13 protein-coding genes are annotated in these 14,872 nt (G+C 59.3%); 10 read left to right on the plus strand and 3 right to left on the minus strand.

Translation table 11 applies throughout. The features are described 5' to 3' along the window. Nucleotides 1-46: 46 nt before the first annotated feature. Nucleotides 47-1,480: a divergent polysaccharide deacetylase family protein gene (locus tag GS620_RS03650; RefSeq protein ID WP_171614101.1), complete on the minus strand. Its 1,434-nt coding sequence runs from the start codon at nucleotides 1,478-1,480 to the stop codon at nucleotides 47-49. Nucleotides 1,481-1,678: 198 nt separating this feature from the next. On the opposite strand from GS620_RS03650, the gene GS620_RS03655 reads away from it, so the two are divergent. The 6 genes from GS620_RS03655 to lexA all read left to right on the plus strand — a co-directional run bounded on the left by GS620_RS03655 (nucleotide 1,679) and on the right by lexA (nucleotide 6,504). Further along, nucleotides 1,679-2,260: an aminodeoxychorismate/anthranilate synthase component II gene (locus tag GS620_RS03655; RefSeq protein WP_171115746.1), complete on the plus strand. Its 582-nt coding sequence runs from the start codon at nucleotides 1,679-1,681 to the stop codon at nucleotides 2,258-2,260. Then, the gene (gene trpD / locus GS620_RS03660) at nucleotides 2,257-3,276 is read left to right on the plus strand and encodes an anthranilate phosphoribosyltransferase (RefSeq protein ID WP_171115744.1); all 1,020 of its coding nucleotides are present in this window, start codon (nucleotides 2,257-2,259) and stop codon (nucleotides 3,274-3,276) included. The genes GS620_RS03655 and trpD overlap by 4 nt, the downstream gene beginning before the upstream one ends. Further along, a complete protein-coding gene (gene trpC / locus GS620_RS03665) occupies nucleotides 3,273-4,085 on the plus strand; it encodes an indole-3-glycerol phosphate synthase TrpC (RefSeq protein WP_152458096.1) in 813 nt (270 codons plus the stop codon). Before trpD ends, trpC begins: the two co-directional genes overlap by 4 nt. Further along, the gene (gene moaC / locus GS620_RS03670; protein WP_171614103.1) at nucleotides 4,085-4,558 is read left to right on the plus strand and encodes a cyclic pyranopterin monophosphate synthase MoaC; all 474 of its coding nucleotides are present in this window, start codon (nucleotides 4,085-4,087) and stop codon (nucleotides 4,556-4,558) included. Before trpC ends, moaC begins: the two co-directional genes overlap by 1 nt. Further along, nucleotides 4,555-5,727, plus strand: a complete 1,173-nt coding sequence (gene glp / locus GS620_RS03675; RefSeq protein WP_171614105.1) for a gephyrin-like molybdotransferase Glp — start codon at nucleotides 4,555-4,557, stop codon at nucleotides 5,725-5,727. The genes moaC and glp overlap by 4 nt, the downstream gene beginning before the upstream one ends. 78 nt (nucleotides 5,728-5,805) lie before the next feature. Next, entirely contained in the window at nucleotides 5,806-6,504 is a 699-nt protein-coding gene (gene lexA, locus GS620_RS03680) for a transcriptional repressor LexA (protein ID WP_171614107.1), read from the plus strand. On the opposite strand, the gene GS620_RS03685 is transcribed toward lexA, so the two are convergent. After that, a complete protein-coding gene (locus tag GS620_RS03685; protein WP_171614109.1) occupies nucleotides 6,498-8,546 on the minus strand; it encodes a ComEC/Rec2 family competence protein in 2,049 nt (682 codons plus the stop codon). The genes lexA and GS620_RS03685 overlap by 7 nt on opposite strands. 78 nt (nucleotides 8,547-8,624) lie before the next feature. Here GS620_RS03685 and gltX point away from each other — a divergent pair, with 78 nt between their 5' ends. Both gltX and gltA read left to right on the plus strand, forming a co-directional pair. Beyond that, nucleotides 8,625-10,025, plus strand: coding sequence for a glutamate--tRNA ligase (gene gltX / locus GS620_RS03690; RefSeq protein WP_171614111.1), 1,401 nt, complete (start codon nucleotides 8,625-8,627; stop codon nucleotides 10,023-10,025). A 121-nt stretch (nucleotides 10,026-10,146) separates the two neighbouring features. Continuing rightward, entirely contained in the window at nucleotides 10,147-11,442 is a 1,296-nt protein-coding gene (gltA, locus tag GS620_RS03695; protein WP_171115733.1) for a citrate synthase, read from the plus strand. A gap of 135 nt (nucleotides 11,443-11,577) precedes the next feature. Here gltA and GS620_RS03700 read toward each other — a convergent pair whose 3' ends face one another. Further along, on the minus strand, nucleotides 11,578-12,645 hold the full coding sequence (locus GS620_RS03700; protein ID WP_171614113.1) for a PA0069 family radical SAM protein: 1,068 nt from the start codon (nucleotides 12,643-12,645) through the stop codon (nucleotides 11,578-11,580). Nucleotides 12,646-12,915: 270 nt separating this feature from the next. Between GS620_RS03700 and GS620_RS03705 the strand changes: the two genes are divergently transcribed. After that, a complete protein-coding gene (locus tag GS620_RS03705) occupies nucleotides 12,916-13,614 on the plus strand; it encodes a B12-binding domain-containing protein (RefSeq protein ID WP_152458104.1) in 699 nt (232 codons plus the stop codon). 161 nt (nucleotides 13,615-13,775) lie between these two features. Further along, the gene (locus tag GS620_RS21915) at nucleotides 13,776-14,813 is read left to right on the plus strand and encodes a Hint domain-containing protein (RefSeq protein ID WP_171614115.1); all 1,038 of its coding nucleotides are present in this window, start codon (nucleotides 13,776-13,778) and stop codon (nucleotides 14,811-14,813) included. Nucleotides 14,814-14,872 lie beyond the last annotated feature (59 nt).

Consider the following 14,872-nt stretch of genomic DNA (forward strand, 5'->3'; position numbering starts at 1 on the left):
GGCCGATCAGATGATCACCGCCCCTTTTCTTTGCATTCTGCGAAGATTACTGCACCTGTTTCATCATGACGGCCGAAATCGGAGCCATTGCCACGCGGTTGCCCCGATCTTCCAGCCCCCACAGCAACAGGGCTGAAATCGTCTCGGGACGCACGCGTCCCAGCATGACCACTGTCCCTTCCTGACCCGCACGGAACGCGGCCTGATCCAGGAATCTGCGCATGATTTTGGGATCCTGCCGTGCGCCGTCGATATCGCGGAAAACGACACTGGACGGAACTCCGTTTCGCGCCGCCAGTTTCTGCACGGTGTTGAGCCCATTGTCCTGCGTAATCAGCCCCCGGCCGGTTCCCGCAGCAATCGCGGCGACCTGATCAGCCAGTTTGCGATTGCCCTGAATCCCGCTGTTCACACCTTCCAGAATACCAACCGTTTCCGGCAGGGTATCCAGCCACACCGACAGCGACACCTCGGCGTCCTGCGCGCTTGCGGCCTCGGGCAGATCCGCCAGGGCCAGCACCTCGAACCCGGCCTTGCGGTGACGGGCCATCTTTTCTGCCGCATCAGGATCCGATGGGTTCACGGCAAAGCTGATCGGATAGGGAAAGTCCTGCAACGCCTCGGACCCGAATGCACCCTCGTCATCAATCAGAATAATGGACATCAGCGGCTTGGATTCGGGGTTTTCGAACTTTGCCGCAAAACGCTCGATCGGCTTGGTCGATTTCGGCTGTTCAGCCGAGGCCTGTTCCACGACGGGCTCATCATCCCGTTCCGTCAGCGGAACGACGCGTTTTCCGATGATCGAGCTGGCACTTGCTTTCTGCTCACCCCCGATCTGGGGCAGCGCAGCGATGCGCGGCAGTTCCCGAGGCATGGTGTCTTCATCCCCTTCCACGGCAATCGGGCTGTTTTCAAACGGGTTCTGTTCTTCGGTCTCTGTCGACTCTGGCTCCGGCTCTGGCGCTGCCCGTGGCAGAGGGTCTGGCTCGGGCGCAAGCGCGGCCACCTCGGTGTTCTCGGGCTCTGCCGGCGGGGCCGGTGTTTCATCAATTACGGCAGGCAGCGCATCGTCTGGCTGAATCGAGGGCACCTGACTTGGCTCCGGCAGGGCGGCGGGCGCTTCGATCACGAATGACACTTCATTTGCACCTGCCGCTTCCGGTTGGTTCAGCGCATCCGTTGCCGCACCGACAACCGGCTGGGAATCGATTGACGTTTCCAGCCCCGACAGATCGGCCAGATCCTCGCCTTCGTCATCGGCGGCTTCTGGCGCACGCGGGGCAAGTTCCACCAGATCGGCGTCAGATCCGGCGTCCGCCACTTCAGCCGGAGCCTCGGGAGTTTCAGAAATCGTCGGCGCCGGTGCTTCGGTTGCAACAACCGGGGTATTCACCATCGGCGTCTTGAGTGACACAACCGCACCCAAGATCAAAACAACGATCGCGCCCGCGACCATTCCTCCGAAAAATCCGCCCATTTTCCTGCCTTTCGCCTCTTTCCTCTGCCTCGTCCAGCTCTGCGCCATCTGGTGTGGCACTCGGCCAATTGAACGCGCCAGAAACGGTATGTCCTCTTGACGCTGCCGCTCAAGCCTGAGCATGTATGTGCGGACATTATACCGTGGCCCGGGGCTGCATCGCCAGCCCGAAATGCCCAAGCGAAGATAAGTGCCCAAATGCTGCTGCTGATCGACAACTACGACTCGTTTACCTACAATTTGGTACATTATTTAGGCGAACTTGGTGCCGAAATGGTCATTCGCCGAAATGATGCGCTGGATGTGCAGGAAGCGATGGCCATGAACCCTGCCGGCATTCTGCTGAGCCCCGGCCCCTGCGACCCGGATCAGGCGGGGATTTGCCTGGCACTGACGAAAGCGGCCGCTGAAACCAAAACGCCGCTATTGGGGGTTTGCCTGGGCCATCAGACCATAGGCCAGGTGTTTGGCGGCAAGGTGGTTCGATGCCACGAGATCGTTCATGGCAAGATGGGCACGGTGAAGCACACCGGCAAGGGGTTGTTTGCCGGTCTGCCCTCACCCTTTGAGGCAACGCGCTACCACTCGCTGGTGGTCGAGCGCGAGACCCTGCCCGATTGCCTGGAGATCACGGCCGAGCTGGACGACGGCACGATCATGGGATTGCAGCACAAGGAATTGCCGATCCACGGTGTGCAGTTCCACCCGGAATCCATCGCATCCGAGCACGGTCACGCCCTACTCAAAAACTTCCTGCAAGAACTGAAAGTCCCGGCATGAGCGACGCGCTTAAACCGCTGATCGGAGCCGCTGCCGATCGTCCTTTGACGCGTGCCGAGGCCGAAAAAGCCTTTGCCATACTGTTCGATGGCGAAGCCACGCCCAGCCAGATCGGCGGATTGCTGATGGCCATGCGGACACGCGGTGAGACGGTGGATGAATACGCCGCGGCAGCCGCCGTGATGCGTTCGAAATGCAATGCCGTAAACGCACCCGAGGGGGCGATGGATATCGTCGGCACCGGCGGCGACGGCAAAGGCACCCTGAACATCTCGACCGCGACCGCTTTTGTCGTGGCCGGTGCCGGAGTCACGGTCGCGAAACACGGCAATCGCAACCTGAGCTCGAAATCCGGCGCGGCAGACGCATTGAGCCAGATGGGTATCAACGTCATGGTTGGCCCGCAAGTCGTTGAAAATGCGCTGAAAGACGTTGGTATCGGCTTCATGATGGCGCCTATGCACCACCCTGCCATCGCCCATGTGATGCCGTCCCGGCAAGAACTGGGAACACGCACGATCTTCAATATTCTCGGCCCACTGACCAACCCTGCCGGCGTCAAACGGCAATTGACCGGTGCCTTCAGCCGCGACCTGATCCGTCCGATGGCCGAAACGCTTGGCCTGCTGGGCTCGGACCGGGCCTGGTTGGTGCATGGTTCGGACGGGACCGACGAGCTTACAATCACCGGCATCAGCTGGGTCGCCGCTCTGGAAGACGGGATTGTGAAAGAGGTCGAACTGCACCCCGAAGACGCAGGTCTTCCGGTGCATCCGTTCGAGGACATCATCGGTGGCTCGCCCGAGGAAAACGCCGTTGCGTTTCGGGCTTTGCTGGATGGTGCCCCGTCCGCGTATCGCGACGCGGTGTTGCTGAATTCGGCCGCCGCTCTGGTCGTCGCCGAAGCGGCAAATGATCTGCGCGAAGGCGTGGCCATGGCTGCTGAAAGCATCGACAGTGGCAATGCCAAAAACAAAATCACGGCCTTGGCCGCCAAGACACAGGAAGCCGCATGACCGAAACCGTTCTGGACAGAATCAAAGCCTACAAACTGGAAGAAGTCGCGGCGGACAAAGCGCAGAAATCCCTGGAAACACTGGAAAGTGAGGCCCGGTCCGCCTCGGAACCCCGTGGCTTTGCCAATGCGCTGCAACACGCCTCGCGGCAAGGCTATGGCCTGATCGCCGAGGTCAAGAAAGCCAGCCCGTCCAAAGGACTGATCCGGCCGGATTTCGACCCGCCCGTTCTTGCAAAGGCTTATGAAGATGGTGGCGCGACATGTTTGTCCGTCCTGACCGACACCCCCAGCTTTCAGGGCAAGAAAGAGTATCTGACGCAGGCGCGCGAGGCGACGTCCCTGCCCGCCTTGCGCAAGGATTTCATGTACGACCCGTATCAGGTGGTCGAAGCACGCGCCCTGGGGGCGGATTGCATTCTGATCATCATGGCCTCGGTCAGTGATGATCAGGCGGCTGAACTGGAAGACACTGCATTCGATTGGGGAATGGATGTTCTGATCGAAGTACACGACGAGGCAGAGCTTGAACGCGCGGCACAGCTGAAAAGCCCGCTGATCGGTATCAACAACCGCAATCTGAAGACATTCGAGACAACGCTCGACACGACGCGCCGCCTGTCCAAGCTGGTGCCCGCCGATCGCACCATCGTGTGCGAAAGCGGCCTGGGTACACCAGACGATCTGAAGGACATTGCACGCTACGGGGCCCGCTGCTTCTTGATCGGAGAAAGCCTGATGCGGCAGGACGATGTTGAAGCGGCAACGCGCCATATCCTGTCAAACCCGCTTATCCCCGGAGTGATGTGATGCCACTGACCCATTTCGATGCCCAAGGTCAGGCACATATGGTCGATGTCTCGGACAAGGAGGTGACAGATCGCGTCGCCGTTGCCGAAGGTCACATCAGGATGGCGCCGGAAACCTTTGAAATCATTTCCGAAGGTCGCGCCAAGAAAGGCGATGTTCTGGGCATTGCCCGTTTGGCCGGCATCATGGGCGCAAAGAAGACGCCGGGCCTCATTCCGCTGTGCCATCCATTGCCGGTGACCAAAGTGGCCGTCGAACTGACTCTTGACCCGGACCTGCCGGGTGTTCGGATCCAGGCCACCGTCAAGACCTCGGGCCAGACCGGGGTTGAGATGGAAGCGCTGACCGCCGTATCGACAGCCGCCTTGACCGTATACGACATGACCAAGGCCGTCGATAAGGCGATGGAGATAGGCGGCATTCGCGTTCTGCTCAAAGATGGCGGTAAATCAGGGCGTTACGAGGCGAAATGATTACTGTCGAAGACGCGCGCGCCCTGTTGTTCGATCTTGTGGGGCCATTGCCGACAGAAGAAGTCCCACTGGCCCAGTCCGCAGGGCGCGTTCTGTCGCGGGACGTCACGGCCACGCGGGATCAGCCGCCTTTTGCCGCCTCTTCCATGGATGGCTATGCAATCAAATCTGACGAGGTCGAACTGCACGCCATGTTCAAAGTCGTGGGCGAGTCAGCCGCCGGGCGTCGTTTTGAGGGCGCTGTAGGCCCCGGACAGGCCGTTCGCATCTATACCGGCGCCCCTGTGCCCGACGGCGCGGATTTCGTTGTGATTCAAGAGGATACGGACCGCCGCGGTGATCTTCTGACGATCACGGACGCACCCGGCGCCAAAACGAACATCCGACCCGCTGGCGTGGATTTCAAGGCTGGCACGTCCATATCGGCCCCGCGTTTGATCCGCGCTGAAGATGTGGCCTTGATGGCCGCGATGAACATCCCTCGCGTTCCGGTTTCGCGCAAACCCGTGATCGCCCTCATCTCGACTGGTGATGAGTTGGTCATGCCCGGGGAAGAACCCGGCCCGGATCAGATCATCGCCTCGAACACATTTGGCCTAAAGGCAATGCTCGAAGGATTGGGGGCTGTGGTGCGCGTGCTTCCGATCGCACGGGACACTGTATCGTCACTTGAAACGGCCTTTGGTCTTGCGCAGGGGGCGGATCTGGTCGTGACGATCGGCGGGGCGTCGGTTGGCAATTATGATCTCGTGTCGGACGTCGCGCAGGGGTTGGGGATGAAGCAATCCTTCTACAAGATCCGAATGCGCCCTGGAAAACCCCTGATGGCCGGTCGTATCGGCAACGCGGCGATGGTCGGGTTGCCGGGCAATCCGGTCAGCGCCATGGTCTGCGGCTATCTGTTTCTGGCCCCGATGGTGCGCCGGATGCTGGGGCTTGAACAGGTGCTGCCACCCTTCCGCACGGCCCGGCTGAGTGGTCCTTTGCCCGAGAACGGGCCGCGCGAGCATTATATGCGCGCCGTGGTGACGGATGCCGGTATCGAAGCTTGCGCAGATCAGGACAGTTCCCTTCTCAGCGTATTGGCTCAGTCCAACGCGCTATTGGTCCGCGCCCCACACGATCCGGCGCGCGACATCGGGGAAATGGTCGAATACCTGCCGATCTGACCTGCCCTCAAATTCGTTGACACAAAACGTGAACATGCGTAGAACAAAAGAAAACGCATGAGCGACGAGGTGTGAGCGATGCTGACCAAGAAGCAATTGGATTTGCTGGAATTCATCCACAAACGCGTGCAGGCGGACGGTGTTCCGCCCAGTTTTGATGAAATGAAGGCTGCTCTCGACCTGCGGTCGAAATCCGGCATTCACCGGTTGATCACCGCATTGGAAGAACGTGGGTTTATCCGCCGCCTTGCCCATCGCGCTCGGGCCATTGAGATCGTGAAATTGCCCGAAAGCCTTGGCGGCGAGCCGACGGCCGGCTTTACGCCACGTGTGATCGAAGGCGACCGGCCCAAGGGCCCCCGCCCTGCGAATGTGGAGCCTGTATCGGTGGACGCGCTCGAGCTGCCGGTCATGGGCCGGATCGCAGCCGGTGTTCCCATCGAAGCAATCAGCCATGTATCGCATCACGTGGCCGTTCCCGGCCCCATGGTTTCGGGACAGGGTCAGCACTATGCATTGGAAGTTCGCGGCGACTCGATGATCGACGCTGGCATCAATGACGGTGATGTGGTCGTCATCCGGGAAACCTCGGCTGCGGATAACGGCGACATCGTGGTTGCCTTGGTCGAGGATCAGGAAGCGACCCTCAAGCGGTACTTCCGCCGCGGCAACGCAATCGCGCTTGAGGCTGCAAACCCGGCTTATGAAACGCGCGTCCTGCCCGAAGAAAAGGTCAAGGTTCAGGGCCGGTTGGTCGGGCTGATCCGCACCTATTGAGCCTGATTGGAATGACGGTCCCCGGCAGGTTTCGGGGACCAAAGCCGATGACCTGTCATGTCCGCGCTCGAGGTCAGCTTTCCGTTCGAAACCGACAGGCTGCCGGTTTCGTACAACCGTTCCGGATCGAACACCCCGCACGAACCGTGCAGGGCAAGCGCAACAGCAGAGATGATGATCTGGTTTTCCTGACATTCGTCAAACGCCCGCGCCGCCCGTTTTCCGGTGATATGGATGATCTCAAAACCCTTCAGCGGGTATCGTTGCACGATGTCGCTGTCCGGCCATCTGAGCGCCGCCTCGATCTGATCAACGCCGTCTCCGTCATTTTCAAGCCAGACACCGGCGACAAACCCGCTGCCTTTGCTTTTGCTGAGGGCCCGCCCCTTGTCGGTCATAACCCCCACCAATCCGCCGTTTTCAGCGATCAGGACATCCGGTCTGTGCCCCGAGTTCCAAAGCAGAAATGCCAGGACAACTGGCACTGCTCCGGCCCATCGTGCTTGTCCCTGCCACAAGGCCATCCACAAGGCGCCGAATGCGACCAGGGGCAGGATGTACCAAGGCGGGCTGACGACAAAACCCTGCGCGCCATCAAGGTGCGACACCCAGTCCGAAACCGTAAGGATCCAATGCAACGCCCACCCCATGACGGTCAGGGCAATTGCCTCCAGTCCAAACGGGGCCAGAAGCGCCGCAACGACGGCGGAGGGCACGACAAAAAGACCCATGACAGGAACGGAAAGCAGGTTGGCCAGCAGACCGTAGTGGGACATCGTATTGAAATGCGCTGCACCTATGGGGGCTGTTGCAAGGCCTGCAATTGCCGATGACATCACCACGCCGGCGACGGGCTTCAGCCAGTTTGGGCCGGGCATCGGGCGCATCTCTCGCAACGCTCCGAAGACGGCGACCAAGGCTGTGGTTGCGGCGAAGGACATTTGAAATCCGGGGCTCAGCAGCGACTCAGGCCGAAGAACCAGCACGATTACGGCGGCAACAGCAACCGCGCGCAGTGAAATCGCGCGTCGGTCGATCAATACGGCCCCCAGCATGACGCTGACCATGACAAAGGCCCGTTCGGTTGCAACGTTGCCCCCGGACAACAAGAGATAAAGGGTTGCGGCACAAAGCGCGAGAACAGCAGCCACCTTCCGAACCGGAAGTCGCAACGCCACGGGGGGGCACAACGACAGCCCCAACCGACACGCGACGAATACGAAGCCTGTCAGAAGCCCCATATGAAGCCCGGAAATGGCCAGCAGATGGGCCAGATTGGACGCCCGCAAGGATGATAGCGCCTCCTGCCCCATCCCGCTGCGATCTCCGGTGGTGACGGCGGCGGCAAATCCACCGATTTCACCGGGCAGAATCTGCCTGACCCGCTGCGAAATGGCCATGCGGATCGCAGTGACCCGAATGCCGTCGATCCCCTCGGTCGCTGGCGCGATGGTCATGATCGGGACGCGGGTATAGCCGACCGCGCCCAATCGTTGAAACCAGGCATGTCGGCGAAAGTCGAAACCTCCGGGCTCGACCGGGCCCTGCGGCGGCGAAAGATGACCTGTGGTCATAATACGCTGCCCCGGTGGGATTGCGCCCGTTGGAACATGAACGGAAAGACGGATGCGCTGCGGCCTGCGCTCCTGAGGTACATCCCCTATGCGTACCTGATCAAGCGTCAACCGCAACGCATCCGAGGCAGACCGATCCATGGCGACGACCCTCCCCTCGACAGGGCCATAATATCGCCACGACAGTACCGGTTCTGCCACCATATGGGCGCGAACTCCTGCCAGAATGAAACCGGCAGCGATCAGCGCCCCCCCGATTGCCAACGTTCCTACCCCCGGTGGCAGCCAGCGGCGCAAGGCGACAAGAGCGATTCCAAGACAGACAAGACCGGCATAGACTGACCAATCCGGCTCGACGCGGACGCCGAAATAAAGACCAATCCCCGTCGCCAGCAAAACCGGCGTCCAAGGGAAAAGGTAGCCTGTCTGGCGCAGCAGCGCGGCCTCGACCCGTGCAAGAACACGCATGGTTGCCCCCGTCCTTCGGGCTCGTTAGACAGGCTTCAAACTATGCCAGATACGGTTACCAAAAGGTTAATCCTCACCATGACTGAACAGGTCGTCACTCGTTTTGCCCCCTCGCCCACCGGTTTCCTGCATATCGGTGGCGCGCGCACTGCATTGTTCAATTGGCTGTATGCGCGTGGTCGGGGCGGCAAATTCCTGCTGCGGATCGAAGACACCGATCGCGAACGTTCGACACCCGAGGCGACCGCCGCGATCCTTCAGGGCATGGCCTGGCTTGGCCTTGATCACGACGGTGACGTGATCAGCCAGTTCGAAGGGGCCGCCCGTCACGCCGAGGTCGCGCATCAGTTGCTGGCCGAGGGCAAGGCCTACAAGTGTTTCTCGACCCAGGAAGAAATCGCGGCTTTCCGGGACCAGGCGCGCAGCGAAGGGAAATCAACCCTGTTCCGCAGCCCATGGCGTGACGCCGATCCTGCTACACATCCGGATGCACCTTTTGCCATACGCATCAAGGCGCCTCAGGACGGGGTGACCGTGATCCACGATCAGGTTCAGGGCGATGTGAGCATCCGCAATGACCAGTTGGACGACATGATTCTTCTGCGCTCGGACGGAACACCCGTCTACATGCTGGCAGTCGTTGTCGACGATCACGACATGGGTGTCACCCATGTCATCCGCGGCGACGATCACCTGAACAACGCCGCGCGACAAATGATGATCTACGAAGCCATGGGCTGGGACGTTCCGGTCTGGGCGCATATCCCGCTGATTCACGGGCCGGACGGCAAGAAGCTGTCCAAGCGCCATGGTGCTCTTGGAGCGCAGGAATATCAGGCCATGGGCTATCCCGCAGCCGGGATGCGCAATTACCTGGCCCGGCTGGGCTGGAGTCATGGCGACGATGAGTTTTTCACGGACGCGCAGGCAAAGGACTGGTTCGATCTGGACGGGATCGGCAAAAGCCCTGCACGGTTTGATCTGAAAAAGCTTGAAAACCTGTGTGGACAGCATATCGCAATCTCGGATGATGCTGCACTGCGGCAAGAGATCGAAGCATATCTGGCCGCAGCAGACCTTCCGCCCCTTACCGAAGCACAATCCAGTGATCTGGAACGTGCGATGTATTGCCTCAAGGACCGGGCGCGCACTTTCCCGGAACTGCTTGAAAAGGCACATTTTGCACTGACAAACCGCCCGATCGTTCCGGATGAAAAGGCGGCAAAGGCACTGGCAACTGTATCCGATGGTATACTGACGGAATTGACGCCGCATCTGCAAAATGTTAGCTGGTCGCGGAACGAACTGGAGGAGGCACTGAATTCCTTTGCCGAGTCAAAGGAGCTCAAATTCGGCAAGCTGGCCGGTCCGCTGAGGGCCGCCCTGGCGGGTCGGGCCGTTACGCCTTCGGTTTTTGACATGATGCTTGTGCTGGGACGGGAAGAAACCCTGGCGCGGCTTTCTGAAGCAGCGAAATAACCCAAGCTTCATAAAGGGGTAACGCTGCTCCGCTAACACCCGGACTGCGCGTCCACGCGCAGTCATTGCCCGTATCACCGGAGGTAACTCTGGCGTGCGCATGAATGAAGAAGGGACAACCATGACTGAAAGCAACAAAACAGCCACTCTGACCGTTCACGGCAAAGAGTATGAGTTGCCTGTTCATTCTCCGACCGCTGGTCCGGATGTCATTGATATCCGCAAGCTTTATGGTCAGGCCGGCGTCTTCACCTACGATCCCGGGTTCACTTCGACCGCAAGCTGCGACAGCACCATCACCTATATCGACGGCGAAAAAGGCGAACTGCTGCACCGGGGTTATCCGATCGACCAACTGGCCGAGAAATCGCATTTTCTCGAAGTCTGCTATCTTCTGCTGTACGGAGAACTGCCGGCGGCAAAGGATCTTGAGAAATTCGAGACCACGATCACACGCCACACCATGCTGCACGAGCAGATGCAGTATTTCTATCGCGGTTTCCGCCGCGACGCGCACCCGATGGCCATCATGGTCGGCGTTGTCGGCGCGATGTCGGCCTTCTATCACGATTCAACGGATATCTCGGACCCGCAGCAGCGTGAAATCGCATCGCATCGTCTGATCGCCAAGATGCCGACTATTGCTGCATGGGCCTACAAGTATCACACTGGTCAGCCTTTCGTGTATCCGCGCAACGATCTGGACTATGCCTCGAACTTCCTGCGCATGTGTTTCAGCGTTCCTGCCGAGGAATACGAGGTCAACCCGATCCTCAGCCGCGCCATGGACCGCATCTTTACGCTGCATGCGGATCACGAACAGAATGCCTCGACATCGACCGTGCGTCTGGCGTCGTCCTCGGGGGCAAACCCGTTTGCCTGTATCGCCGCCGGCATCGCTTGCCTTTGGGGTCCGGCACATGGTGGCGCAAATCAGGCCTGCTTGGAGATGCTGGAAGAGATCGGCACCGTTGATCGCATCCCCGAGTTTATTGCCCGCGCCAAAGACAAGAACGATCCGTTCCGCCTGATGGGCTTTGGTCACCGCGTTTACAAGAATTTCGACCCGCGCGCCAAAGTGATGAAGCAATCGGCTGACGAAGTTCTTGATCTGCTGGGCGTTGAAGACAACCCGAAATTGCAGGTTGCCAAGGAACTGGAACGCGAAGCACTGGAAGACCCGTACTTCGCCGATAAAAAGCTATTCCCGAATGTCGACTTCTACTCGGGCATCATCCTCGAAGCGATGGGTTTCCCGACCTCGATGTTCACGCCGATCTTCGCCCTGTCACGCACCGTTGGCTGGGTCAGCCAGTGGAAAGAGATGATCGCCGATCCGCAAAACAAAATCGGCCGCCCGCGTCAGCTGTACCTAGGCGAAACGCTGCGCGATTACGTGGATATCGAAAATCGCTGATACGCGCCTCACGTCAATCTGTTTCGAAGGCCCCGGTACTGCCGGGGTCTTTTTGTTTGGGCTGAAGCAATGAGAGCGCGAAGACCCGGTGTTTTCCCGCGCAAGACAGCACCGGACAAGCCGGGGCGCAAGACCTCAGAACAGGCTCAGCTGATCCCCGGGCTGCGGCGGCACCGCAAACAAGTCGCAACGCAACGGGGCCGATTTTATGGACAGCCCCAGACGTTTGCAGGTCTTCACGAACCTTTGAGCGATAATCCCGGCATACTCACCCTCGCCCCGCATTCTGTGCCCCCAACGCGGATCGTAGTCCCGCCCTCCATGCATTTCCCGCAGTTTGGACATGACCTTTTCCGCCCGCGACGGCTCATGATCGGCAAGCCAGCCCTGCCAAAGCTGCGATACTTCGCGCGGCAGGCGCAACATGATCCAGCTTGCGGCATCCGCACCAGCCTCTTTCCCGGCTTCCAGAAGGCTTTCCAGTTCATGATCCGTCAGCCCCGGCACGATGGGTGACGTCATGACACGCACCGGAACGCCCGCTTCCGTCAGCGTTCGGATCACGCGCAACCGCCGAAGAGGCGACGGCGCCCGTGGTTCCATCCGGCGGGACAATTCCGCATCCAACGTTGTCAGCGAAATACCAACCCGCACCAGCCCCCGGCCTGCCATGTCGGCAAGCAACTCCAGATCCCGCTCTATCAAGGTACCCTTGGTGACGATTGCGACCGGGTGGTTGAACTCACTCAAAACCTCAAGACATGATTTTGTAATCATGTGCTTTTTCTCAATCGGCTGATACGGGTCCGTGTTCGTACCAATTGCAATCGGCGCGACTTTGTAGGATCTGGCGGACAATTCCTTGCGCAGAACACGCCCCATGTTGGGTCGAGCGATCAGGCGGGTTTCGAAATCCAATCCTGCCGATAGCCCAAGATACGCGTGGCTGGGCCGCGCAAAACAGTAAACGCAGCCATGTTCACATCCCCGGTACGAGTTGATCGACCGATCGAAAGGCAAGTCAGGGGATCGGTTATAAGTAATAGCGCTGCGCGCAACCTCTTCGCTTGTCTCGGTACGCAGCGGCGGCAATTCTTCCTCTATGTCCCACCCGTCTTCGGCGGGCGTGGTGGCAAAGCGTTCAAACCGACCAGCTTCGTTCGTCGTTGTTCCTCTTGCCTTGATCGTCCGCGCGATGTTCATGTCAGTATGTTCTTCTTTTGTTCTCGCGCAAACATAGGCCTGTCGCCGATTTGGCGCAACCCCCGCCAAATCTTCGTTGGATTGAAGTTAGTTGAAGAGTCTGCAGGATAATCTTGCAGACTTTTCTATCGAGCCCCCCCATTTTTTGGCTTATAGGTCGGTCCCGAAACGACCGACGTCGCAATCGTCACAGTCACGATGCGACGTTTTGGCCAAAACGGAAAAAATGCCACCACGGGTCGATGGCCCGCCCAGCACAGGGAATACCCCATGTCCGACGAAGAAGACATCGTCCTGTCCGAACTGAATGACGACGAACTGGTCGAGCAGATGTTCGACGATCTCTACGATGGCCTGAAGGAAGAGATCGAAGAAGGTACCAACATCCTGCTGGAACGCGGATGGACACCTTATGACATCCTGACCAAGGCTCTGGTTGGCGGTATGACCATCGTAGGCCATGACTTCCGCGACGGCATCCTGTTCGTCCCCGAGGTTCTGCTGGCCGCAAACGCCATGAAAGGCGGCATGTCCATTCTCAAGCCGCTGCTGGCCGAAACCGGTGCACCGCGCGTCGGCAAGATGGTCATCGGCACCGTGAAGGGTGACATCCACGACATCGGCAAGAACCTTGTTTCGATGATGATGGAAGGCGCCGGCTTCGAAGTTGTCGATCTGGGCATCAACAACCCGGTCGAAAACTACCTAGAAGCACTGGAAAACGAACAACCCGACATTCTGGGCATGTCGGCCCTGCTGACCACTACGATGCCTTACATGAAAGTGGTCATCGACACGATGGTCGAACAGGGCGTCCGCGACGATTACATCGTTCTGGTCGGCGGCGCGCCCCTGAATGAAGAGTTCGGCAAAGCCATCGGCGCGGATGCCTATTGCCGCGACGCAGCTGTTGCAGTGGAAACCGCCAAGGAATTCGTGGGCCGCAAGCACAATCAACTGGCTGGCTAACAACTGGCTGGCTAAGACCCGAACAATACTGATTGAAAGGCCGTCCGATCCGGGCGGCCTTTTCGATTCTGAAGCGCCTTATCACCGGAAAATCCGGATTATCCAATTCTAAACCAAAGCAGGTCTAAAAGAACGAGGCATTCACATCCCCGGGGGGTCTCGTGCCGACTACGTTCACAGCCATCTCGCTCGGCAAACTTGCCGATATCGACAGTTTCGAAGGCAACAACACAGCTGAAAACGCTTCGGCGCTTGTCGGGAAAGCCTTTGGCGGGTCCGACGATCCGCTGGCTCACAACAGCGTCACCTGGAGCGCGGTCGGCAATACGGGTTCGTACTACAACATGAACAACATGTCGGCCAATGATCGGTTTTCGATCGATGGCGGGCCGCCTAAGACATTCGATGGCACTTCGGTCTACAACGCCACGATCACCTATTTTGACGGATCAACTGCCAGGATTTCCGCAGTTGTGGCGCAGGATGTGGATGGCAACACCTATCTGATGCCGGAATTCTCGGACAATTCGGACCAATCCGCCTTGGAGGCTGGCCCTGTCCGCTCGATCACGCTCAACAGCCTTGCCGGAAACCGGTATTCAGGCCTGACATCCCGCCGTGAAGATTGGGATCTGGTGCCCTGCTTTACCCCCGGAACGATGATCCGCACCGAGCAAGGCGCGCGACCGATTGAAACCCTGTCCGTCGGCGACCGGATTGAAACCCATGATCATGGGCTGCAACCCCTGCGTTGGATGGGGCGGCGAACCGTCAAGGCAACGGGTCCGCATGCGCCTGTTCTTTTCAAAGCGGGCGCCATCGGAAACACGCGCGACCTTCTGGTGTCACAACAGCACCGCATGCTGATTGGGCATTGGCGTCTCGAGCTGTACACCGGACATTGCGAAGCCCTGGCGCCTGCCAAACATCTCGTGAGCGGGTCCGACATCATACTGCGGCCCGGAGGCGTGGTGACCTACATCCACTTGCTGTTCGACCGGCATGAGCTGCTCTGGGCCGAAGATTGCCTGAGCGAGAGCTTTCATCCCGGCGCGCATATCTGGGACAGTCTCGGGTCTGCCGCACGGCAAGAAATCCTGTCGCTGTTTCCGGAACTGTCGGTGAACGGTGTTGCCGCGTACGGCCCGCTGTCCCGGCCCCTACTGACTGCGTTTGAAGCGCATGCGTCGGCGGCCTGACATGAGATGTCGGATCGGGGCTTGCCCAACGGCCTCAATCATCCTCCTATGGCTAAAGC

This window comes from Ruegeria sp. HKCCD6428 (assembly GCF_013110595.1).
GTDB lineage: Bacteria > Pseudomonadota > Alphaproteobacteria > Rhodobacterales > Rhodobacteraceae > Ruegeria.